Source organism: Pseudomonas sp. 18173, from assembly GCF_050432945.1.
Classification (GTDB): domain Bacteria; phylum Pseudomonadota; class Gammaproteobacteria; order Pseudomonadales; family Pseudomonadaceae; genus Aquipseudomonas.
This window is the reverse complement of the sequence record NZ_JBKFTN010000021.1, coordinates 1-21,487: the sequence shown is the minus strand read 5'-3', so window position 1 is coordinate 21,487 and position 21,487 is coordinate 1. Positions and strand designations below refer to the sequence as shown.

Sequence of the window (21,487 nt, the reverse complement as noted above, 5' to 3'; positions counted from 1 at the left end):
GCTTACACCCTGGCTGCGTCTGGGATGGTCAGCGGACGACCGATGCGCGCTTCGACCTTGGCGTAGCGCCACAGGCTGTATTCGCCGACCGGCGTGGTGCGGAACAGGTTGCAGGCGTCGATCACCGACTGGTGGCAGTCGACGTCGGCCATGATGTACACGGTCCAGGGCGAGGTGGTGGACGGGCCGACCATCAGGCGGTCGTCATCCATGGCGCCGAGCACGGTGATGCCGGGCATCGCGCCGAGGGAGCCCATCATCTGGCTGAAGCCTTTCCAGACGCTCAGGCCTTCGCCAGTGGGCAGGTCGAAAAAGTTCTGGGTGATGCCGATGCAGAAGACGACGCGCAATGGTTCTTGAGTGGTTTGCGACATGGAGCTGGATCCTTGAAAAGTTGAAGAGAAATCAGATGTAGCCCGGGAACGGCGGCACGCCGAGGAACACCGAGCCGGCGCCGTCGTACAGGCCTTCGCTGAGGAAGGCGTGCTGGGTCACCACCATCGAGTCGCGCAGGTAGCGTTGCAGCGGATGGCGCAGGTAAATGGCGGTGGTCCCGGCCAGGCTGTAGGCGCTTTGCACCACCTCTGCTCCGGCCTGGGACACGTGAATCGCGGACAGGCGCAACAGGCTGGTCTGCTCCGGCGTCACCGGGTTGCCGGCGAGGATCGAGTTCCACACCTGTTCGGTGGCGTTGTAGAAGAACCCGCGAGCGGCGGCTAGCTTGGCTTCGGCCTTGGCGATTTCGATGCGCACGTAGGCGCGGTCGGCCATTTTCGGCGCGCCGGTGATGCCACCGCCGCCAGCCATGCGGCTGACTTCATCGAGGGCAGCGCGGGCCAGACCGAGGTTGACCACGGCCAGCACTTGCGCGGCGTAGGCAATCGACGGGTAGCGGAACAGCGGCTCATTGATGGTCGCAGCCCCACCCCTGATGAACGTCCAGTTCTCATCGATGTGCTTGTCGGTGACGCGCAGGTCATGGCTGCCGGTGCCCTTGAGGCCGACCACCTCCCAGTTCTCGACGATCTCGACCTGATCCGGACGGAACACTGCGGTGCGAGGCTTGCCGCCCGCCGCGCCGATGCCGACACCGAGCAAGTCGGCGCCTTTGCAGCCGCTGGCGAATTTCCAGGTGCCGTTGACCTGCCAGCCGCCATCGACCGCTTCGGCGGGCTGCAACGGGAACAATCCGCCAGCGAACACCAGGTCAGGGCTCTCGGCGTAGATTTGCGCCAGGGTTTGCGGCGGCAAGGCCGCGAGATAGACGCCGGCGCTGCCGAAACTGGCGACCCAGCCCGCCGAGCCGTCGGCTTCGGAGATGCGTTCGATCATTTGCAGGAACAGCGCCGGCGCCAGGGCGTCGCCGCCGAAGCATTTCGGCGTGGCGGCACGATAGATGCCCACCTGCTTGAAGCGCTCGATCATGTCCCGAGGCACGTGGGAGCCGGCGTCGAATTCGTCGCGGCGTTGGCGAACCTCATCCAGCACCTGCTGAAATAGCTCGCTCTCGACCATTGGCACGACCGGGCCGGACACAGGGTCTTGTTGCGCGACAGCTGAACGCAGCATGGGCTAGTTCTCCGTTTTGATTATTGTTAGTGGGCTGCGCCGCGACCGACCTCTGCAGGAGCGAGCTTGCTCGCGAAAAACCTCCGGACAACGCGTTCATTCAGACAGGGCGCGTTATCGTTGACGTCCATCGCGAGCAAGCTCGCTCCTACAGTGAAAGGGGCGCTGCCCTTGCATTGGGGTCCAGTGTAAAAACCGCGTCCGGGCACCACTATTGGGGCGTGCAGCCCCCGCGCTAAAGAAAACCCCTAGACCCACGCCGGTTACCTCTGAGCGCATCCCTCTGTGCGAGCAGGTATAAAACGCCATACTGCAAACTCTGCCGCCAGGGGCCGTGCGATGTACTTGCCAAAACCGAACGACTTTCATGCGCTGATCGAAGCCATGCCGCTGTGCATCATTCTTCATGACGCGCACACCAAGGAAATTCTCTGGGCCAACGCCGCTGCCCTGGCGGCGCTGGGCTTTACCCTGGAAGAACTGACGCCGCTCAAGGCCCCGGACATGACCCGCGATGCGCCGAAATACCGGCGTTCCGTGGGTTTGCGCTGGCTCGAAGGTGCCGCACGCACCGGGCAACGGGCCATCGAGTGGTGCTATCGCTCCAAGCAAGGGGTGGAGATTCTGTCCGAGGCGGTGGCGACCCTGGTGCACCTGGACGGTCGCGATGTGTTGATGGTGCAGTTCCGCGACATTTCCAAAGAGGACAAGGTCAAGCGCGACCTCAAGCGCTTCGAGAGCCGGCTCAAGGCCTTCATGCAGGACCTGGCCGAAGGCGTGGCGGTGCTCGGCCCCGAAGGCGATATCGGTTTTATCAGCGACTCCGGCGCGCACCTGCTCGACAGCGAAGTGCAGCAATTGATGGGCAAGAACTTCCTGGTCTGGTGCGACGACGCTTCGCGTCAGCGCCTGTTGCAACGATTCGCCCAGGAGACGCCGGAGCACGCGCCGTTCAGCGTGCACTACAAGGTGCAGCGCCAGGACGGCGAATGGCGCTGGCATGACGCAACCTGCCGCTACATCGAGATAGAAGACGATCTGGTCGGCCATCTGCTGCTGTTTCGCGACGTGACCGAGCAGGTGCAGGCCGAAGAGGCGCGGCGGGTCAGCGAGCAGAAGCTCGAATACCTGGCGCGCTACAACGCCATGGGCGAAATGGCCGTGGCCATCGCCCACGAACTGAGCCAGCCCCTGGCCGCCACCCGCAACTTCATCGAAGGTACGGTGATTCGCCTGGGCAACGCCGGCGACACCGATCAAGGCGTCGCCTGGGGTTTGCAGAACGCGGTGCGGCAAATCGAGCACGCGTCGGTGATCATCAAGAGCGTGCGCGACTATGTGGTCAAGCTGGAGCAGACCGAAGAGCTCATCGACCTTAACGAACTGCTGCGCGAAACCCGCTACTTCATCAGCCTGCGGGCCGATCCGAGCCTGGTGCGCGTGGAAGTCGTCACCGCACCCGAACCGCTGCAGGTCAGCTGCGAGAAGGTCCTGATCGGCCAGGTGATCCTCAACCTGGCCTTCAACGCCATTGAAGAAATGGCCGACCTGCCGACTGAACGCCGGTTGCTGCGCATCCATGCCAGCCGCGACAACGATGTGGCATTGGTGCGCATCGAAGACTGCGGCCGTGGTATCCAGGCCCAGGCACAAGAGAAGCTGTTCGATGGTTTCTTCTCGTCCAAGGTCAGCGGCAACGGCATCGGCCTGGCGCTGTGCAAGAACATCATCGGCCGCCACCGTGGCGATATCTGGGCGCAAAACCTGGAACCGTGCGGCGCGGTGTTCACCTTCTCCCTCCCCCTCGCCTGACATCCCCTCCCTGTGACCCTACACACCCCCTCGCCACAGGGAACCGCAAATCCGGGGTTTTGTTGAGTGTCAGTGACACTGGCACAGACACACAAACACTTGGCAGGCAGGGCAATTCTCCCGATCTCGGGGCACGGCAGAATCAAAGGGTAAAAATCTGCCAAAGCACCCGCGATCCGCGTTACCAACAATTCAGGAAGTTCCCCTTATGCGAACAAACAGGATCTCCGTACAGTCAGCGCTTGGCCTGAGCCTGCTTGTACTCGGTTTGAACAGCGCCCGCGCGGATTTGCCCGCCGGTACGATTGGCCAGACCGTTCTGGCGTTTCCCCCGGAAGCCCACCGAGCGTTCGTGATCGACGTCGAGTTCGACAGCTTCGTGGCGGGCCGCGTGACCGTGGTCGACCCGGACCAGAAGCGCATCCTCGGCATGGTGCCGACCGGTTTTGCCGCGCCGTCGACCCTCAGTCACGACAAGAAAACCATCTACAGTGCGGACATCTGGTACTCGCGCGGCACCCGTGGCACACGCACCGACGTGCTCACTGCCTGGGACAGCTCGACCCTGTCGCCATCCTGGGAAGTGCTGATTCCGAACAAGCGCGCCGAGTCGCTGACCCAGCGTTACTCGCTCAAGCCGAGCGGCGACGACAAGTTCGTCTACGTCTACAACTTCACCCCGTCGACGTCGGTGACCGTGGTCGACACCCAGGCCAAGGCCGTTGCCACGGAAATCGCGATTCCCGGTTGCGTGCTCGACTACCCGATCGGCAACCGCCGCTTCGCCTCGCTGTGCGGCGACGGCAGCCTGCAGGTGGTGACCCTCAACGATCAGGGCCAGGAAACCGCGCGCAGCCGCACGCCGTTCTTTGATCCGAATGCGGAAAAACTGGTGGAGCGCGCCGTCAACGTCGGTGACACCTACTACTTCACTACCACCACCGGCACCGTACGCGGTGTGGATTTCAGCGGCGATGCGCCGAAGATCCTGCCGAGCTGGTCGCTGATCACCGACGAAGAGAAGAAGGCCGGTTGGGCACCGGGCGGCTGGCAGCTGCTGGCGGTCGCGCCGAAGCTGAACCGTTTGTACGTGCTGATGCATGACGCCCACGAACCGTTGAAGTGGGAAGACCCGAGCACCCTGATCTGGGCCTTCGATCTCAAGACTCAGAAGAAAGTCGCCACCCTGGAAGCCCCGGCCCCGATCTGGAGCATGCAGGCCACCGGCGACGACAAGCCGCTGCTGCTTGGCGCCGATGTGGAAGGTGGCCTGCAGATCTTCGACCTGAAGACCAACAAGCTCACCGGCAGCATGCCGAAAGTCGCGAAGACCGCGACTCAGGTCCTGAGCTACTAAGAGGTTCGGCCATGCACACAGATCCGATCTTCATCATTGCCAGCGCCATCGCCATTGCGGTGTTGCTGGCCAGCGCCGCGACCCACAAGTTGCGCGCGCCGGCCCGCTTCGCCCGGCAACTGGCGGACTATCAACTGCTGCCCCAAGCGCTGGTGCGCCCGACGGCACGGCTGGTGCCCGCGCTGGAACTGGCCATTGCCTTCGCCTTGCTGGTGCCGGTCTGCCGTGGTTACGCCGCGCTGAGCGCCGCCAGCCTGTTGGCGCTGTACGCCGCCGCCATCGGTATCAACCTGTGGCGCGGCCGTGCGGACATCGACTGCGGTTGCGCCGGCCCCGACCAGGCACAGCCGCTGCGCCCGGTCCTGCTGCTGCGCAACAGTGCGCTGGTGGCACTGGCGCTGGTGGCCAGCATCGCGCCGCTGGCTCGCGACCTCAACCTGTTCGATGGCTTCGTGACCCTGGCCGCTGCCGCCGTCGCGCTGCTCATCTACGCCGCGGCCGATGGCCTGCTGGCGAACTCCCCTCTTCTGCTCAAATTGATTGGTAGGTAATCGAAATGGAAGGCTTGATAGTTTCCAACGTTCTGCTCTGGGTATTGCTGGTGGCCGTGGCGTTTGTCGTCATGGGCCTGGTTCGTCAGATTGGCGTGCTGCACGGCCGTCTGGCCCCGGCTGGCGCGCTGATGGTCGACAAAGGTGTGTCCGTCAACGAAGCCGCCCCGCAAATCACCGCCGCCGACCGTAACGGTCGCCCGGTGAACTTCGGTTATGCCGGTGAGAAATCGCAACTGCTGTTCTTCCTCTCGCCGACCTGCCCGATCTGCAAATCGCTGTTGCCGGCAATCAAATCCATCGCCAAGGAACAGGCCAATACCCTCGATGTGGTGTTCGTCAGCGATGGCGACATGGACGCCCAGCAAGCGCTGATCCGCGAACACAAACTCGAAGACGCCACCTATGTGGTCGGCCCGGAAGTGGGCATGACCTACCAGATCGGCAAGCTGCCGTACGCCGCGCTGATCGACAAGGCCGGCACCCTGCGCGCCAAGGGCCTGGTCAACTCCCGCGAGCACCTGGACAGCCTGTTCGAAGTCGAGCACCTCAAGCACGCCACGCTGCAGCAGTACCTCAATGCTCAGCCCCACGATCACAACCATGACCACAGCCACGGCCATAGCCACTGATAAGGCAGGGAGACCTTCATGAAACTGCTGGATCTGTTGTTCGAGCGCTCCTCGCGCCGTGTTGCCGACACCACCTCGCGCCGCAAACTGCTGGCACGCATGGGCTCGTTGATCGTTGCCGGTGCCGCTCTGCCCGTACTGCTGCCGCTGGACCGCACCAGCAAGGCGCTGGCCGCCACTGACCCGAAAGCCGGCGACCCTGGCGATCCGAACAGCTGCGACTACTGGCGCTACTGCTCCATCGACGGTTTTCTGTGCAGCTGCTGCGGCGGGTCGGTGACCTCCTGCCCACCGGGTACCGAAGCCTCGCAAGTGACCTGGATCGGCACCTGCCGCAACCCGGCCGATGGCAAGGACTACATCATTTCGTACAACGACTGCTGCGGTAAGCAGAGCTGCGCCCAGTGCGCCTGCACCCGTAACGACAGTGAAGAGCCGGCCTACCGCCCGTTCAACAACAACGATGTGAACTGGTGCCTGGCCGCCAAGTCGCACATCTACCACTGCACCGTTTCGGTGATCCGCGGCGTCGCCGTATAAACGCGCACTTTCCGCCGGTTGCTCGTGCAATCGGCGGCTTTTTTTCTGTGGCTGCTGTTCTTTTTTTACTGCCTTGAATGTGTACCTGTAGGAGCGAGCTCGCTCGCGAAGAACTCAAGGGCGACGCGTTAAACCAGATAGCCCGCGTTATCGTTGACGTCCTTCGCGAGCAAGCTCGCTCCTACACCTACAGGTGCCAAACCGGTCATCAGCGGAGTTTTTTATGCGTAGGTTGATATTGCTCGGTCTTGTCTGTGCCCTGAGCGCCCCGCTCGCTTTCGCCCGGGCCATTCCCGACCCGAACCAGCATCACGCGCCGGGCAATGAATCGCCGCAAACGCCGATTGCCCAGGCCGGGTACGGCGTCGGCGTGAACTACCAGTTGCAATGCGCCGGTTGCCACCTGGGCGACGGCACGGGTTCCGCCGCCAACGACACGCCGCGGATGAAAGGTTTTGTCGGCAACTTCCTGAAAGTCCCCGGTGGCCGCGAGTTCCTCGTGCGGGTGCCGGGCATGTCGCAGTCGGCGTTGAACAACGCGCAACTGGCGGACTTGCTCAACTGGCTGATGCGTAAAGACGGCATGGCGGGCGACAGCCTGCCGGCCGACTATCAGCCGTACACCGCCGAGGAAGTCACGGAACTGCGCGCCAAAACCATGCTCAACCTGCCCGGCACCCGCAGCGAACTGATCAAGGCCATGCGTGCCCAGGGCATCGCGATCGATGACGGGATGAATTATTGACACAGGGGGTATCCCGGACAAGCCTTCGACCGCCCGGATGATGGACTCTTCGACGGCTTATAAGTAACGTAACCGATGCTGCTTTCAAACCCGGAAAACCGAAAAGGGAGTTTGCATCGTGACCGAAGAGACAAAAACCAAAGGACCGGCTTCGTACTTCCCGTCAATCGAAAAGAAGTATGGACAGCCGATCACCCATTGGCTGGATCTGCTCAAGTCCGTCAGCGACAAGAAACACATGGAAATGGTGACCTGGCTCAAAACCGAACATGGCATGGGCCATGGTCATGCCAACGCGTTGGTTGCCTATCATTTGGCAGCCACCAAAAGCGGCTAGCCCGTCCGGCGTTCGCTGCGCGGCCGGTGGAGCCAGCTCCACCGGCAAATCATCTGTACTGGAAATGGCTGATTGGCGGCTTTGCCCTATCCTTTCTTCCAAACCATAGCGCCGGACAATGCCATGCCCGCCCCCGAATCCACCCTCCTCGACAGCTGGCACCACAACGCCCAGGCCTGGATCGACGCGATCCGCACGGGCAGCATCGAAAGCCGCCTCAAGGTCACCGACCAGGCCATCCTGCTGGCAGTACAGGGACGTCAGCCCGAGCGTGTGCTCGACCTGGGTTGTGGCGAAGGCTGGTTGTTGCGTGCATTGACTGAACGGGGCATCGATGCGGTCGGCGTGGATGGCGATGCGACGCTGGTGGAGGCGGCGCGAGCGGCGGGCGCGGCATCGGTACAGGTGGCGAGTTATGAAGCGCTGGCAGAGGCGCAAGTCGACATCGGCCGCGACTACAACCTGATCTGCGCCAACTTTGCCCTGCTGCATCAGGACATCATCCCCCTGCTCGCCGCCATGAACAGCCTGCTCGCCCCTGGCGGTGCGCTGGTGATCCAGACGCTGCACCCGTGGACAGCGGCGGCCGGCGACTATCAGGATGGCTGGCGGGAAGAGACCTTTGCCGGGTTCAAGGGGCAGTGGCAACCCATGCCCTGGTATTTCCGCACCTTGTCCAGTTGGCTCAATGCACTGGACATGGCGGGATTTGCGCTGGCCAGCTTGCAGGAACCACAGCACCCGCAAAGCCCCGTGCCACAGTCGTTGCTGCTGGTGGCCGAGCCTCGGCTGTAGGAGCGGGCTTGCCCGCGAAGACGTCTGCACAGCCAGCATCATCAGCGATTGATCTACCGCTTTCGCGGGCAAGTCGGATCGCCGCACCGCCGCTCCCACAAGGGTTGTTTGCCGGCCTCGATGTTTGTGGTCGACATCGATCACTGGGGGAGCGGGCTTGCCCGCGAAGGCGTCGGCACATTCAACATTGATGTTGCCTGACACGCCGCTTTCGCGGGCAAGTCGGATCGCCGCACCGCCGCTCCCACAAGGGTTGTTTGCCGGCCTCGATATTTGTGGTCGACATCGATCACTGTGGGAGCGGGCTTGCCCGCGAAGGCGTCGGCACATTCAACATTGATGTTGCCTGACACTCCGCTTTCGCGGGCAAGTCGGATCGCCGCACCGCCGCTCCTACAAGGGTTGTTTGCCGGCCTCGATGTTTGTGGTCGACATCGATCACTGGGGGAGCGGGCTTGCCCGCGAAGACGTCGGCACATTCAACATTGATGTTGCCTGACACGCCGCTTTCGCGGGCAAGTCGGATCGCCGCACCGCCGCTCCCACAGGTTTCAGTGGCGTACACACAAACGCGTCAGGCCCATTCTTTACGCAGCTGACGCGCCGCATTGACCATGTGCACCAGCGCCGCTTCGGTTTCCGCCCAGCCACGAGTCTTCAGGCCGCAGTCCGGGTTGACCCACAGGCGGTCGGCGGGAATGCGCTTGGCGGCCTTGCGCAGCAGGTCGGCCATTTCCAAGGAATCCGGTACCCGTGGCGAGTGGATGTCGTACACGCCCGGGCCGATTTCGTTGGGGTAGGCGAAGGCTTCGAACGCATCCAGCAGCTCCATGTCCGAGCGCGAGGTTTCGATGGTGATTACGTCGGCATCCATGGCGGCGATGGACTCGATCACGTCGTTGAATTCGCTGTAGCACATGTGGGTGTGGATCTGGGTTTCGTCACGCACACCGGATGCGCACAGGCGGAATACTTCGGTGGCCCAGTCCAGGTAGTGCTGCCACTGCGCCTGGCGCAACGGCAGGCCTTCACGGAACGCGGCTTCATCGATCTGCACGATCTTGATGCCGGCCGCTTCCAGATCCACCACCTCATCGCGAATGGCCAGGGCCAGTTGCCGGGCCTGCACTTCGCGGCTCACGTCTTCGCGCGGGAACGACCACATCAGCATGGTCACGGGGCCGGTCAGCATGCCCTTCATCACCTTGTCGGTGAGGCCTTGGGCGTAGCGGATCCATTCCACGGTCATGGCCTTCGGACGGCTCAGGTCGCCGAAGATCACCGCCGGTTTCACGCAGCGCGAACCGTAGCTCTGGACCCAGCCGAAGCGGGTGAACACGTAGCCGTCGAGTTGCTCGGCAAAGTATTCGACCATGTCGTTGCGCTCGGCCTCACCGTGCACCAGCACGTCCAGGCCCAAGTGTTCCTGCACTTGCACGGCATGACGGATCTCGCTGTGCATCGCTTCGGTGTATTGGGCCTCGGTCAGCTTGTCTTGTTTGAACGACTGGCGAGCCAGACGGATCGACGCGGTTTGCGGGAACGAACCGATGGTGGTGGTCGGGAACAGTGGCAGGTTCAGGCCGGCGCGCTGCTTCTCGATACGCCGGGCAAACGGCGAGTGCCGCTGGCTGTCCCGGGCGGTGATGGCGGCAACGCGCACCTGCACGGCGGGCTTGTGAATGCGCGGCGATGCCGCACGGCTGGCCTGCACGGCACGGTTTTGAGTGAGAGCTTCAAGCACCTTCGGCGCTTCCGGCTGGTTGACTGCCTGAGCCAGCAGCGCGACCTCTTCACACTTCTGCACGGCAAACGCCAGCCAGCTTTTCAGCTCGCTATCGAGCTGGTCTTCACGCCCCAGGTCGACCGGGCTGTGCAGCAACGAGCAGGATGGCGCGACCCACAGGCGATCGCCCAGGCGCTCGTTGGCGTGCTGCAAGGTGGCCAACGCGTTTTCCAGGTCGCAGCGCCAGACGTTGCGGCCGTTGACCACGCCCAGCGACAGCACTTTGTAGGCTGGCAGGCGATCGAGGATGGTCGGGAACTGCTCGGGGGCACGCACCAGATCGATGTGCAGGCCATCCACCGGCAGATTGGCGGCCAGGCCCAGGTTCTCTTCCAGACCACCGAAGTAAGTGGCGACCAGTTTCTTCAGCGGGTCGCGCTGAATCAGGTTGTAGGCTCGCTCAAAGGCGTTTTTCCACGCTTGCGGCAGGTCGAGAACCAGGATCGGCTCGTCGATTTGCACCCATTCAACGCCTTGTGCCGCCAGGCGCTGGAAGATCTGGCCGTACAGCGGCAGCAGGCGATCGAGCAGTTCGAGCTTGTCGAACTCGGCCCCCTTGGCCTTGCCCAGCCACAGGTAAGTCAGCGGACCGAGGATGACCGGCTTGACGTTGTGGCCCAGTGCGCGGGCTTCTTCGACTTCCTCGAACAGTTGCTCCCAACCGAGCTGAAACTGCTGATCGACGCTGAATTCGGGGACGAGGTAGTGATAATTGGTGTCGAACCACTTGGTCATTTCCTCGGCGTGCGCGCCGCCGCAGCAGCTGTCGCTGACGCCGCGCGCCATGCCGAACAGGGTTTGCAGGCTGGCCTTGCCGTCGTGCGGACGAAAACGCTCCGGGACCACACCGAACATCAGCGAGTGGGTCAGGACCTGGTCGTACCAGGCGAAGTCGCCGACCGGCAACAGCTCGATCCCGGCCTTTTTCTGCAAGTCCCAGTGGGTCCGGCGCAGGTCGCGGCCAACGGCACGCAGGCCGGTTTCGTCCAGCTCGCCCTTCCAGAACGCCTCTTGGGCTTTCTTCAGTTCGCGGTCGCGGCCAATGCGCGGAAATCCAAGGGAATGGGCCAATGCCATGACGAAAAACTCCATGTGGTTGATGGCGTTATTGTCGGCATTCGGGCCTTGGTGAGACAAACTCATTTAAATCGTGATGATCACGAGATTATTTCATGGAGACGGGCGTAAGCCTTTGCGTCGAATGTGTCGCAACCAGTGCTACTCGTCGTAGTAGTAGAGCTTGTTGATGATCACCCAGCGACCGTCCACCTTCAGCAACGACAGGTAATCGGTAAAGCGTATCCCGGCGAAATCATCGATGACCTTGACCGCGGCGGCATCGCCGGTGACATCAAGGTTGATCACCTGCCAAAACGGTTGCGTACCGGCACGCGCCGGGATTTCGGCCTTTATGGCAACGACAAACTCATCCAGGGAAGCCCACTCAAGCTCCTTCTGGAAGTGACCGATGATGCAACAGTCGGGATGAAAGGCCTGTCGCAGCAACGCTTCATTGGCAAAGACCATGCCTTCCACGTATTGGCGCACCACCTGGTTGATCTGCTCGGTATCTATCGATTGAGTGATCATGATTGAACCTCTGGCTTTCATGTCTGTGCACCGCAGGTGCAGGTTGACCGACAGGCTCCCCCAAGGCTGATCAAACAGAAAGTCTAGGCAGCGCCGGTGCCTTTGCCCGGTTTTACGACCGGAGGCACGGCGCAACCGTACACTCATCAATCCGTGATGCGATCAGATTTCCCAGATCAGGTTGACCGCCGCATAACGCCCTGGCTGAGTCAGACGATCAAGACCGGCCGCGTTCTCGTCACGGCCTTGCACGTCCCCCCAGTTCCAGTACTTCTTGTCGGTGACGTTGAACAGACCGCCATTGACCGACACTTGTCGGGTCACCTGCCACCAGGCCGTCAGGTCGAGGGTGCCGTAGCCCGGTGTCTCGAACTGACGGTTGATCAGCAGATCGGCATCGCCGCTGTGGTCGACGCGATCCTTGGCCTGGACCAGGGTCCACATGACCTGGCCGCCGTACACGCCGCTCGGTGCATCGTAGGCCAGGCCCATGACGGCCTTGAGCGGGTCGACACTGTTGAGCGCCTCGCCGGTGTCTTCGTTCTTGCCACGGGCATAGGCAATCGAGCCCAGCGCACGGGTGCCGGCCGGCATGAAGGCATCCAGCTTGACGTCACCCTTGGCTTCGGCACCACGAATGGTGACCTTGCTCACGTTGCGCGACTGGAAGGTCAGCGGGATGTCGCTGGTCGGATCGACAAAGCTGACCGTGTCGATGAAGTCCTTGTACTTGTTGTAGAACAGCGCAATGCCAAAGCTGCCCAGGTCGTAGCGACCACGCAGACCGGTCTCGAAGCTGTCGCTGGTTTCCGCCTTGAGGTTCGGGTTGCCGATTTGCCTGTAGCCAAACTGCGGGTTGCTGAACTCACCGAACATGTTGACCGGGTTGGGTGCACGGAAACCGGCGGCGTATTGGCCGTACAGGCTTTCGTGTTCGGTCAGCTGATAGGTCACGCCGAATTTCGGCGAGATGTGATCGTCGGTGATGCGCGACGGATCGGTTTCCGACGGCAGGCCATTCAAGAACGCCTGAGTGACATGCGGTGTCTGGCGGTAGTAGTCGTAGCGCAGCCCCGGCAACAGGGTCCAGCGGCCGATCTCGATGCTGTCCTGCACGAACAGGCCCAGGGATTCGCTGGTCGGATCCGGGAAGTCGCTGACCGGGAAATTCTCCGTGGCCGGCACGGTGGCGCCGGTGTCCAGGCGCACTTCCTTACCGGTACGCAGGTTGCTCGATTCGATGCGTTTGACTTCGCCACCGTAGATCAAATGGTGCCGGGTATCGGCAATCGCCAATTCCTTGTCGAGCTGGGCATTCAGGCTCCACAGGCGCTCGTCGTACGACGATTCACGGGTACGCACGCGGTTGACCCGCGACGTGGTCTGGCGCTGCTGGAAGGTATCCTGGTCGTTGCTGCTTTCCTGGTAGTTCAACTGCCATTGCAGCTTGTCGGCCATTGCGCTGTCCAGGCTCAGGGTGTGCGCCAGGCTGTAGCGGGTACGGTCGATGCTGTCCTTGGCAGTGGAACCGAGAATCGCCGGGCTGGTGACGGTGGCGCGGGTGACGATATCGCTCAGCAGGTTGCTGTCGGCGTCGTCCTGATAACGCTCGTAAGTGAATTGCAGGCGGTCGCCTTCACCGTAGTCCCAGCCCAGTTTGGCCAACAGGTTTTCGGTGGTGTAGTCGAGCGGGTTGGCTTCTTCGCGATTGGCGCCGACACCACCGACGCTGCCGGCGGTATCCGTGGACTGACCGTCACGTCGTCCCAGGTGCAACAGGCCATCGACCGCGCCGGTGCGGCCGGCGAACGTGGCGCTGCGCTGCCAGCTGTCATCGCTGCCGTCATAACCGGTCTTGAAGCGTGCGTAGGTGTCGTCGCCGTCTTCGAGGTAGTCGGCAGCGTCCTTGGTCAGGTAGCTGACCGCCCCACCAATGGCGTCGCTGCCGTACAGCGAAGACGCCGGGCCACGGATGATTTCCACCTGCTTGATGGTGTCGAGGTCGACGTAGTTGCTGCGCACGTCCTGGAACGGACTGAAGAAATTGCTTTGCGGCACGCGCACGCCGTCGACCTGGGTCAGGACCCGGTTGCCGTCGATGCCGCGGATGTTCGCCCCGGACAGACCAAAACGGCTACCGGTGCCGCTCACCGAAACGCCCGGCTCGTAACGCACCAGATCCTTGAGGTTCTTGTCGTTCTGCTGATCGATTTCGCGCTCGCTGTGCACCGACACGGTACTCGGCACTTGCAGCAGGGTCTGCTCGGTGCGAGTGGCGGTCACGCTGACGGTATCGAACTGGGTAACCGGTTCTGCGGCAAAGGCCAGCGAAGGTGAGAGCAGCAGCAAGGACAACCAGGGACGCATGGCGAATGGCGGGCGAATCGACATCTAACTTTTACTCCTGGGTCTGACAGCGGTCACTTGCATGCAGGGTGCTGAAGGGGGTCTGCACGGGCGACAGAGCCGTCGGGCGTGTGTTTGAATTTTTTTGTTAACAAAGCGTCTGGCCTTCTCTCTGGAAGGGATGCTCACTGAAAAACGCTTGTCGGCAGCGGCGGCGAAGATAACCAGCTTGACTTGTAAATGCAAATTATTACCATATGCATTCAGCTTAAAAACAAGACGAGCGTGCATGAAGCACTTCTGGGGTTGTCTCGGGTTATCGATTGCGCTGCATTTGAGCGCCGGATGGCTCGTTCGCGAGATTCAGGCCGCACCCGAGCCGCTGGCCTTTCAGCCGCCGATGGCGATTCAACTGGTCACCCTGGCGCCGATTGCGGTGCCTGCGCCTGCCCCGCCGCAGCCCTCCCCGGCGCCAGCAACACCTGCGAAGGAACCGTCGACAGCGAAGGCTGAACCCGCACCGGTCAAGCCACTACCCGTCAGCACCCGGTCGTCCATCGTCAAGGCACCGGGCAAGCCGCAACCGGCTGCCAAACCCCGGACCGAACCACGCCGCGCCGAGCCGCTGGAGTTGCCGACTACCCTGGCAAAAATTCCACCGGCACCGGCACCTGCAGCGACTGCCGCCCCGGCACCCATGCTCACCCCGGTGGTCAGCCTGCGCCCGTCCTTCGTCACCCCGCCTCCAGCGCCTCGCTACCCCAGCACAGCCCGCCGCCGCAACCAGCAAGGCGTGGTGCGGGTCGAGGTGCGCCTGGATGAGCGCGGCCAGCAACTCAAGCTCACGCTGGTGCGTTCTTCCGGGGTGGAAAGCCTTGATCAGGCAGCACTCGAAGCCGTCACCCGCTGGCGGTTTCGCCCCGAAATCGTCGACGGCCGGGCCGTGCCCAGCCGCGTAGAGATACCAATAGAATTCGCCCTCACGGCGAACCGATGATCCTGAAGGAGCCTCACATGACCGCAAATACTTCCGCGCTACCCGTTGCACCGGCCCTGTACCGGACCTGGCAACAACTGCGCGCCGAACAACCCGGCCTGCGTGCCCGCGATGCCGCCGCCAGGCTCGGCGTAAGCGAAGCCGAACTGACCGCCAGCCGCCTGGGCACCGACGCCGTGCGCTTGCGCCCGGAGTGGAAGGAACTGCTGCCGGCACTGGGTGAACTGGGCACCATCATGGCGCTGACCCGCAACGAACATTGCGTGCACGAGCGCAAAGGCGTGTACAGCGAAGTGACGGTGATGGGCAGCGGCCAGATGGGCATGGTGCTGTCGCCGGACATCGACCTGCGCCTGTTCCTCAGCGGCTGGGCCAGCGTGTTTGCCGTCGACGAAGCCACCGCGCGCGGGCCGCAGCGCAGCCTCCAGGTGTTCGACCGCCAGGGCCTGGCCGTGCACAAGGTCTACCTGACCGCCACCAGCTTCGATACCGCCTGGGCGCCGCTGGTCGAACGTTTCCGTGCCGAAGATCAGAGCGCCGAACTGGACCTGCAACCGCTTCCGGCAGCCAAGGCTCCACGCGCCGACAGCGAGGTGGACGTCGACACCCTGCGCAGCGAGTGGTCGCAGCTCAAGGACACCCACGACTTTTTCATGTTGCTCAAGCGTAACGACGTGGCCCGCACCCAGGCCCTGCGCCTGGCCGGTCATGAATGGGCCGAACCCCTGGCCACCGTCGAGCTGGCCCATGTCATCGAAGAGGCCGGCAAACGCGAAGTGCCGATCATGGTGTTCGTCGGCAACAAGCACTGCATCCAGATTCATTCCGGCCCCGTCAGCAACCTGCGCTGGATGGACACCTGGTTCAACGTGCTCGACCCGATGTTCAACCTGCACCTGAAAACCACGGGCGTGACCGAACTGTGGCGTGTGCGCAAGCCGAGCGTCGATGGCATCATCACCAGCTACGAAGGTTTCGATGCCGAAGGCGAGCTGGTCATCCAGCTGTTCGGCGTGCGCAAGCCGGGCATCCCTGAGCGTGACGACTGGCGTGCCCTGGCTGAAACCGCCACCCCTCTGATCGGCTAAGGAATAGTCCCGATGCGTATGAAAACACTGCTGGCCTGTGCCAGCGTGCTCGTCAGCCAGATGGCCGTCGCCGATGCCCTGCCCCAGCGCTGGGTCAGTGCCGGCGGCGCGTTCAGCGAATGGGTGGTCGCCCTGGGCGGTGAAAACAAACTGGTGGGTGTCGACAGCACCAGCCAGTACCCGCAGTCGCTGCAGCGCCTGCCGGGCGTCGGCTACCAGCGTGCGCTGGCGGCCGAAGGCATTCTGGCCCTCAAGCCGGACATCCTGCTGGGCAGCGATGAAATGGGACCGCCGCCGGTGCTGTCCCAACTCAAGGCCGCCGGCGTGCGCATTGAGTTGCTTTCGGCCAAGGCTGATGTGCCGGCCCTGCAACACAACCTGAGCGAACTCGGCCAACTGTTGGGCAAGGAGGCCGAGGCACAGGCGTTGATGGGTGATTATCTCAAGCGTCTGCAAACCCAGGCCGATCGGGTGAAGCTGGCGCAGCAACAGCAGCCGGCTCCCCGGGTGTTGATGCTGCTCAGCCACTCCGGTGGCAACCTGCAGGTGGCGGGCAAGGACACCCTGGCGGCCTGGATGATCCAACAGGCCGGCGGCAAAAGCCTGGGCGATCACAACGGCTACAAACCCATCTCCAACGAAGCCATGCTGAGCCTGGACCCGCAGGTGATCATCTTCGCCGGTGGTCGTCTGGAGGGTGATGCGGCACGTAAAGCCCTGCTGCAACAGAACCCGGTCCTGGCGCAAACCCAGGCCGGCCGTAATGGCCGGGTTGTGGTGATCGACCCGACGTTGCTGGTCGGTGGCCTTGGCCCGCGAGTGCCGGACGCCTTGACGCGTCTTTCCACGGCGTTCTACCCGGATGTCAAAGTGCAGACCGTCGAGATCAGCCAATGACGGCCATTTTCCGGCCGCGCCCGACCTTGATCTTTTTGCTGCTGTTGCTGGTGCTGGTGTTCTGGTTGTCCCTGGCCCTGGGGCCGGTCAGCCTGCCGCTGAGCGATACCTTGCTGGCCGGGATGCGCCTGCTCGGGTTGCCACTTGATGGTGGCGACACGCAGCAGGCGCAGTTGATCCTCGGACAGATTCGCCTGCCGCGCAGCCTGCTCGGCATCGCCGTGGGTTCGGTACTGGCGCTGTCCGGCGTGGCGATGCAGGGGCTGTTCCGCAACCCCTTGGCCGATCCGGGCCTGGTCGGCGTTTCCGGTGGCGCGGCGCTCGGTGCCGCCCTGGCCATCGTCGGCGGCAGCCTGCTCGGTGGCGTGCCACCGGCCATCGAGCCTTATCTGCTGTCGGTCAGCGCCTTCGCCGGTGGCCTGATCGTCACGGCGGTGGTGTATCGCTTCGGCCGCCGCAACGGGCAAACCGACGTGGCTACCATGCTGTTGGCGGGTGTGGCGATGACGGCCATGGCCGGTGCCGGCGTGGGGCTGTTCACTTACCTGGCCGATGACGCGACCTTGCGCACCCTGACGTTCTGGAACCTGGGCAGCCTCAACGGTGCCAGCTACCCGCGCCTGTGGCCGTTGCTGATCGTCACCGTGGGCGTGGCGTTGTGGTTGCCGCGGCGGGCGGCGGCGCTCAATGCGATGCTGCTGGGGGAGTCGGAGGCCCGTCACCTGGGCTTCGACATCGAGCGGATCAAGCTTGAGCTGGTGCTGTGCACAGCGCTCGGTGTCGGTGCGGCGGTCGCGGCGGCCGGCCTGATCGGTTTCATCGGCCTGGTGGTGCCGCATCTGATGCGCCTGCTGGTCGGCCCGGATCACCGGGTGTTGCTGCCCGCCTCGTTGCTGGCTGGTGCGAGCCTGCTGTTGCTGGCCGACCTGGCCGCGCGCCTGCTGTTGGCGCCGGCTGAGTTGCCCATCGGCATCGTGACGGCATTGATCGGGGCTCCATTCTTCCTTTATCTGCTGGTACGAGGGCGTTCCTGATGCTGCGGGCAAACAACTTGCTGGTCCGCCGTGGCAACCGCACGGTACTGGCCAACATCGATATCCAATTGCGCCCCGGTGAAGTGCTCGGCGTGCTGGGCCCCAATGGCGCCGGCAAAAGCACCCTGCTCGCCGCTTTATGCGGTGAACTGGCGGCCAGCGAAGGCAAGGTCAGCCTCGACGAGCGCCAGCTCGCCGACTGGCCGGGTCAGGAACGGGCCAGACGCCTGGCGGTACTGCCGCAGAGTTCGAGCCTGAACTTTGCGTTCTCGGTCAATGAAGTCGTCGGCATGGGTCGCCTGCCGCACGCCAGTGGCCGCGTGCGCGATGCCGAAATCGTCGCCGAGGCGCTCAAGGCGGCCGATGCGCTTCACTTGGCCGGACGCAGCTATCTGGCCTTGTCCGGCGGTGAACGCCAGCGCGTGCATCTGGCGCGGGTGCTCGCGCAACTGTGGCCGGGGGCCGAAGGGCAAACGCTGTTGCTCGATGAACCGACCTCGATGCTCGATCCGCTGCACCAGCACACCATATTGCAAGCCGTGCGCGACTTCGCCGAGCGCGGGGCCGCCGTACTGGTGATCCTGCACGACCTCAACCTGGCCGCACGTTACTGCGATCAACTACTGTTGTTGCAACAAGGCCTGCCCCACGCCTACGGGCCACCGGCAGACGTTTTGACGGCCGAGGCACTGGCGGCGGTGTATGGGTTGCAAGTGCTGATCCACCAGCATCCGGAACGCGGCCACCCTTTGATCATCGCGCGCTGATACCACCCCCTCCTCTGCCATCGAGGGGGCACCTGTCCAATAAGGAAATCCGATGCGCTTTCTGTTGCTCTGTGCATTCAGCCTGTTGGCTGCCTGCCAAACCACCCATCAGGTCACACCGCCCCCGGCGCCCATCGCCCCGCAAGGCCGTGACCACGCTGACCTCGGGGTCATCCGCGAACTGGCGACCGGTCGCACCTTGACGCCCGGGGAACTGGTCGAACGCCTGGCCGTTGCGCCACGCGTTCTGGTCGGCGAACAACACGACAACCCGGACCATCACGCCCTGCAATTGTGGCTGCTGCGCGAGCTGGCGGCACAACGCCCCCAAGGCAGCCTGCTGATGGAAATGCTCAACCCCGGTCAACAGGCCAGGGTCGATGCCGCGCAAGCCGCGACCCGTGCCGGCCAGCCACCGGCCGATGCGTTCAAGTCGCTGGCCTGGCAGGCCAATTGGGACTGGAGTGTTTATGGCGCCCTCGTCACCTACGCGCTGCGACAACCCTATCCGCTGCTGGCAGCGAATCTGGACCGCGCGCAGATCATGCAGATCTACCAACAGCGCCCGGTACTGACCGGTGAAGCGTCCACCACCCGACAGGTGCAGGCGACCTTGCTGGACGACATCCGCCAATCCCATTGCGGCCTGTTGCCCGAAGCGCAGATGCCGGCCATGCTCGCCGTGCAGCAACAGCGTGACCGGCGCATGGCCGAACGCCTGATGGCCGCGCCGACACCGGCGTTGCTGCTGGCCGGTGCTTTCCACGTACGCAAGGATCTGGGGGTGCCACTGCACCTGAAAGACCTCGGTGCCGGTGAAGGGAATGCTGTGCTGATCCTGGCCGAAGCGGGCAAGACCGTGACCGGTGAGAACGCGGATTATGTCTGGTACACCGCCGCGCAACCGGAACAGGATCACTGCGCGCAGCTGCGTCGCTAAACCTGTGGCGAGGGGGCTTGCCCCCGTTCGGCCGCGAAGCGGTCGCAAAACAGATGCATGCGGTTTACCTGACGAACAGCATTGCCTGTATTTGGGACTACTTCGTAGTCCAACGGGGGCAAGCCCCCTCGCCACAAGAGCACTTTCGTCCTGACGACGCGACACTATGTCACGCCCCTGCATCGGTCCAATGGTCGTATCCCCCCCTCCGGCACCGGCACAGTTTGTTAACATCCCCGGGATTTTTTCGTCTGTACAGTCATCACGCTGTCATTTCAGCCTGTTCAACAGGATGCTTTCCTTCATGAGTACTTTGTATAACCGCCGAACCGTCCTGCAAGGCATGGGCCTGTTGAGCCTGGGCCTGCTCGCCGGTTGCGACGACAGCAGCAAGCTGTCGTTCAAGTACGGAAAAGACCTCAGCGACAAGATCATGGGGCGTAACTTCAAACTCAAGAACGCCGAGGGCGAAACCCGGATGCTGGGCAGCTATCGCGGCCTGATGCCGATGGTGTTCTTCGGTTTCACCCAGTGCCCGGCCGTGTGCCCCACCACCCTGGCGCGCGCGGCGCAGGCCAAGAAGTTGATGGGTCGCGACGGCGAAAGGCTGCAGGTGATCTTCATCACCCTGGACCCCGAGCGCGACACGCCAGAGATGCTCGACAAGTACGTCAAGGCTTTCGACCCGAGTTTCGAAGCGCTGTACGGCACCCTGGAAGAAACCGCCGCTACCGCCAAGGAGTTCGGCGTGTTCTTTGAAAAAGTCCCGAGCGGCGATACCTATACCCTCTCCCATACCGCAACCAGTTATGTCTTCGACTCCCGAGGCACTCTGCGCCTGGGACTGTCCACGTCCCTGACGGCCCAAGAGTGCGCAGAAGACCTGCTCACCGTGATGGAGGTTTGCTGAAATGAGTGCCCCGCAGGCTAAAAACCGTTTCGCGCAACGTTGCAAGCGACTGGCGCTGGGCTTGTCCCTGGTCGGCCTGGCCTTTCATGTGTCGGCACAAACCCGCGTCGAAGACGCCTGGGTCCGCGCCACCGTAGCCGGCCAGCCGTCGAGCGGCGCCTTCATGACCGTCACCGCCAGCGGCGACAGCAAGTTGCTGAGCGTGCAAACGCCAGTTGCCAAACTTGTGCAGATTCATGAAATGAGCATGAAAGACGACGTGATGAAGATGCAGCAGGTTCAGTCTGTCGCACTGCCAGCCGGTGAAGCGGTGAGCTTCGATCCCCACGGCTACCACATCATGCTCATGAACCTGACGGCCCAGATCAAGGAAGGCGACAAGGTGCCGCTGACCCTGACCGTGGAAGACGCCAAGGGCGAGAAAGAGACGATTGAGGTTGAAGCCGTTGCCAAGGCGATCGGCACCATGGATCACGGCACGATGACGCATGATCACAGCAAGATGAATTGATTGCTCCGTCAGCTAAAACGCTGAGCCTGTGGGGGCGGTTTTGTGTCTGGTGATGTTTTTTGTGTACATATCCGGGTTTGCGGTAACGGCGGCTTATGGTTCCGCCCTTACGGCGGGTTACTTGGAAAAGCGGAGCGCCGCCCGGCCCCAAGTAACCAAGGGCTCTTGCCCCTGACGTTCGGTGCCTCGCCAAGGCTCGGCATTCCCTCGCTCCGGTCCTGCTCGGCCTCTCGAGGGGGCGGACACCGCAAAAGCAAAAGCGAGGCGGCCTGACAGCCGACCT

General features: G+C 63.0%; 21 protein-coding genes. 16 read left to right on the top strand and 5 right to left on the bottom strand.

From position 1 onward, the window contains the following. Positions 1-2: 2 nt before the first annotated feature. Complete coding sequence (locus ACLD1X_RS21825; RefSeq protein ID WP_413705119.1) at positions 3-374, bottom strand: hypothetical protein; 372 nt, start codon at positions 372-374, stop codon at positions 3-5. 31 nt (positions 375-405) lie between these two features. Then, positions 406-1,569: an acyl-CoA dehydrogenase family protein gene (locus ACLD1X_RS21820; protein WP_429371185.1), complete on the bottom strand. Its 1,164-nt coding sequence runs from the start codon at positions 1,567-1,569 to the stop codon at positions 406-408. 339 nt (positions 1,570-1,908) lie between these two features. Here ACLD1X_RS21820 and ACLD1X_RS21815 point away from each other — a divergent pair, with 339 nt between their 5' ends. From ACLD1X_RS21815 to ACLD1X_RS21780, 8 genes are all read left to right on the top strand, one after another. Continuing rightward, entirely contained in the window at positions 1,909-3,381 is a 1,473-nt protein-coding gene (locus tag ACLD1X_RS21815; RefSeq protein WP_429371183.1) for a PAS domain-containing sensor histidine kinase, read from the top strand. 208 nt (positions 3,382-3,589) lie between these two features. Beyond that, the gene (locus ACLD1X_RS21810) at positions 3,590-4,738 is read left to right on the top strand and encodes an amine dehydrogenase large subunit (protein WP_429371181.1); all 1,149 of its coding nucleotides are present in this window, start codon (positions 3,590-3,592) and stop codon (positions 4,736-4,738) included. Positions 4,739-4,749: 11 nt separating this feature from the next. After that, positions 4,750-5,289 (top strand): MauE/DoxX family redox-associated membrane protein, encoded by a 540-nt coding sequence (locus ACLD1X_RS21805; protein ID WP_429371179.1) that lies wholly within the window; start codon positions 4,750-4,752, stop codon positions 5,287-5,289. A 5-nt stretch (positions 5,290-5,294) separates the two neighbouring features. Beyond that, the gene (gene mauD / locus ACLD1X_RS21800) at positions 5,295-5,921 is read left to right on the top strand and encodes a methylamine dehydrogenase accessory protein MauD (RefSeq protein WP_429371177.1); all 627 of its coding nucleotides are present in this window, start codon (positions 5,295-5,297) and stop codon (positions 5,919-5,921) included. A gap of 18 nt (positions 5,922-5,939) precedes the next feature. Then, entirely contained in the window at positions 5,940-6,461 is a 522-nt protein-coding gene (locus tag ACLD1X_RS21795; protein WP_413427615.1) for a methylamine dehydrogenase light chain, read from the top strand. Positions 6,462-6,684: 223 nt separating this feature from the next. Beyond that, positions 6,685-7,206 (top strand): cytochrome C, encoded by a 522-nt coding sequence (locus tag ACLD1X_RS21790; RefSeq protein ID WP_429371175.1) that lies wholly within the window; start codon positions 6,685-6,687, stop codon positions 7,204-7,206. A gap of 118 nt (positions 7,207-7,324) precedes the next feature. After that, positions 7,325-7,543, top strand: a complete 219-nt coding sequence (locus ACLD1X_RS21785; RefSeq protein WP_429371173.1) for a DUF4287 domain-containing protein — start codon at positions 7,325-7,327, stop codon at positions 7,541-7,543. Positions 7,544-7,666: 123 nt separating this feature from the next. Further along, positions 7,667-8,338, top strand: coding sequence for a class I SAM-dependent methyltransferase (locus ACLD1X_RS21780; protein ID WP_429371171.1), 672 nt, complete (start codon positions 7,667-7,669; stop codon positions 8,336-8,338). A 574-nt stretch (positions 8,339-8,912) separates the two neighbouring features. Here the strand turns inward: ACLD1X_RS21780 and metE are convergent. The 3 genes from metE to ACLD1X_RS21765 form a co-directional block, all read right to left on the bottom strand. Further along, on the bottom strand, positions 8,913-11,201 hold the full coding sequence (gene metE, locus ACLD1X_RS21775; RefSeq protein ID WP_429371356.1) for a 5-methyltetrahydropteroyltriglutamate--homocysteine S-methyltransferase: 2,289 nt from the start codon (positions 11,199-11,201) through the stop codon (positions 8,913-8,915). A 141-nt stretch (positions 11,202-11,342) separates the two neighbouring features. Continuing rightward, positions 11,343-11,714 (bottom strand): nuclear transport factor 2 family protein, encoded by a 372-nt coding sequence (locus ACLD1X_RS21770; protein ID WP_429371169.1) that lies wholly within the window; start codon positions 11,712-11,714, stop codon positions 11,343-11,345. A gap of 162 nt (positions 11,715-11,876) precedes the next feature. Then, entirely contained in the window at positions 11,877-14,105 is a 2,229-nt protein-coding gene (locus ACLD1X_RS21765) for a TonB-dependent hemoglobin/transferrin/lactoferrin family receptor (protein ID WP_429371167.1), read from the bottom strand. 244 nt (positions 14,106-14,349) lie between these two features. Here ACLD1X_RS21765 and ACLD1X_RS21760 point away from each other — a divergent pair, with 244 nt between their 5' ends. From ACLD1X_RS21760 to ACLD1X_RS21725, 8 genes are all read left to right on the top strand, one after another. Further along, positions 14,350-15,057, top strand: coding sequence for an energy transducer TonB (locus ACLD1X_RS21760; protein ID WP_429371165.1), 708 nt, complete (start codon positions 14,350-14,352; stop codon positions 15,055-15,057). Between the two features lie 17 nt (positions 15,058-15,074). Further along, positions 15,075-16,145, top strand: coding sequence for a hemin-degrading factor (locus tag ACLD1X_RS21755; protein WP_429371163.1), 1,071 nt, complete (start codon positions 15,075-15,077; stop codon positions 16,143-16,145). Positions 16,146-16,157: 12 nt separating this feature from the next. Then, on the top strand, positions 16,158-17,042 hold the full coding sequence (locus ACLD1X_RS21750; protein ID WP_429371161.1) for a heme/hemin ABC transporter substrate-binding protein: 885 nt from the start codon (positions 16,158-16,160) through the stop codon (positions 17,040-17,042). A gap of 50 nt (positions 17,043-17,092) precedes the next feature. Then, positions 17,093-18,076 (top strand): FecCD family ABC transporter permease, encoded by a 984-nt coding sequence (locus tag ACLD1X_RS21745; protein WP_429371354.1) that lies wholly within the window; start codon positions 17,093-17,095, stop codon positions 18,074-18,076. Continuing rightward, on the top strand, positions 18,076-18,843 hold the full coding sequence (locus ACLD1X_RS21740) for a heme ABC transporter ATP-binding protein (RefSeq protein ID WP_429371157.1): 768 nt from the start codon (positions 18,076-18,078) through the stop codon (positions 18,841-18,843). Before ACLD1X_RS21745 ends, ACLD1X_RS21740 begins: the two co-directional genes overlap by 1 nt. Before the next feature lie 52 nt (positions 18,844-18,895). Next, the gene (locus ACLD1X_RS21735) at positions 18,896-19,783 is read left to right on the top strand and encodes a ChaN family lipoprotein (RefSeq protein ID WP_429371155.1); all 888 of its coding nucleotides are present in this window, start codon (positions 18,896-18,898) and stop codon (positions 19,781-19,783) included. Positions 19,784-20,087: 304 nt separating this feature from the next. Then, positions 20,088-20,693 (top strand): SCO family protein, encoded by a 606-nt coding sequence (locus tag ACLD1X_RS21730; protein WP_429371153.1) that lies wholly within the window; start codon positions 20,088-20,090, stop codon positions 20,691-20,693. 1 nt (position 20,694) lies between these two features. Continuing rightward, a complete protein-coding gene (locus ACLD1X_RS21725) occupies positions 20,695-21,204 on the top strand; it encodes a copper chaperone PCu(A)C (RefSeq protein ID WP_429371151.1) in 510 nt (169 codons plus the stop codon). The last annotated feature ends 283 nt before the right edge of the window (positions 21,205-21,487 follow it).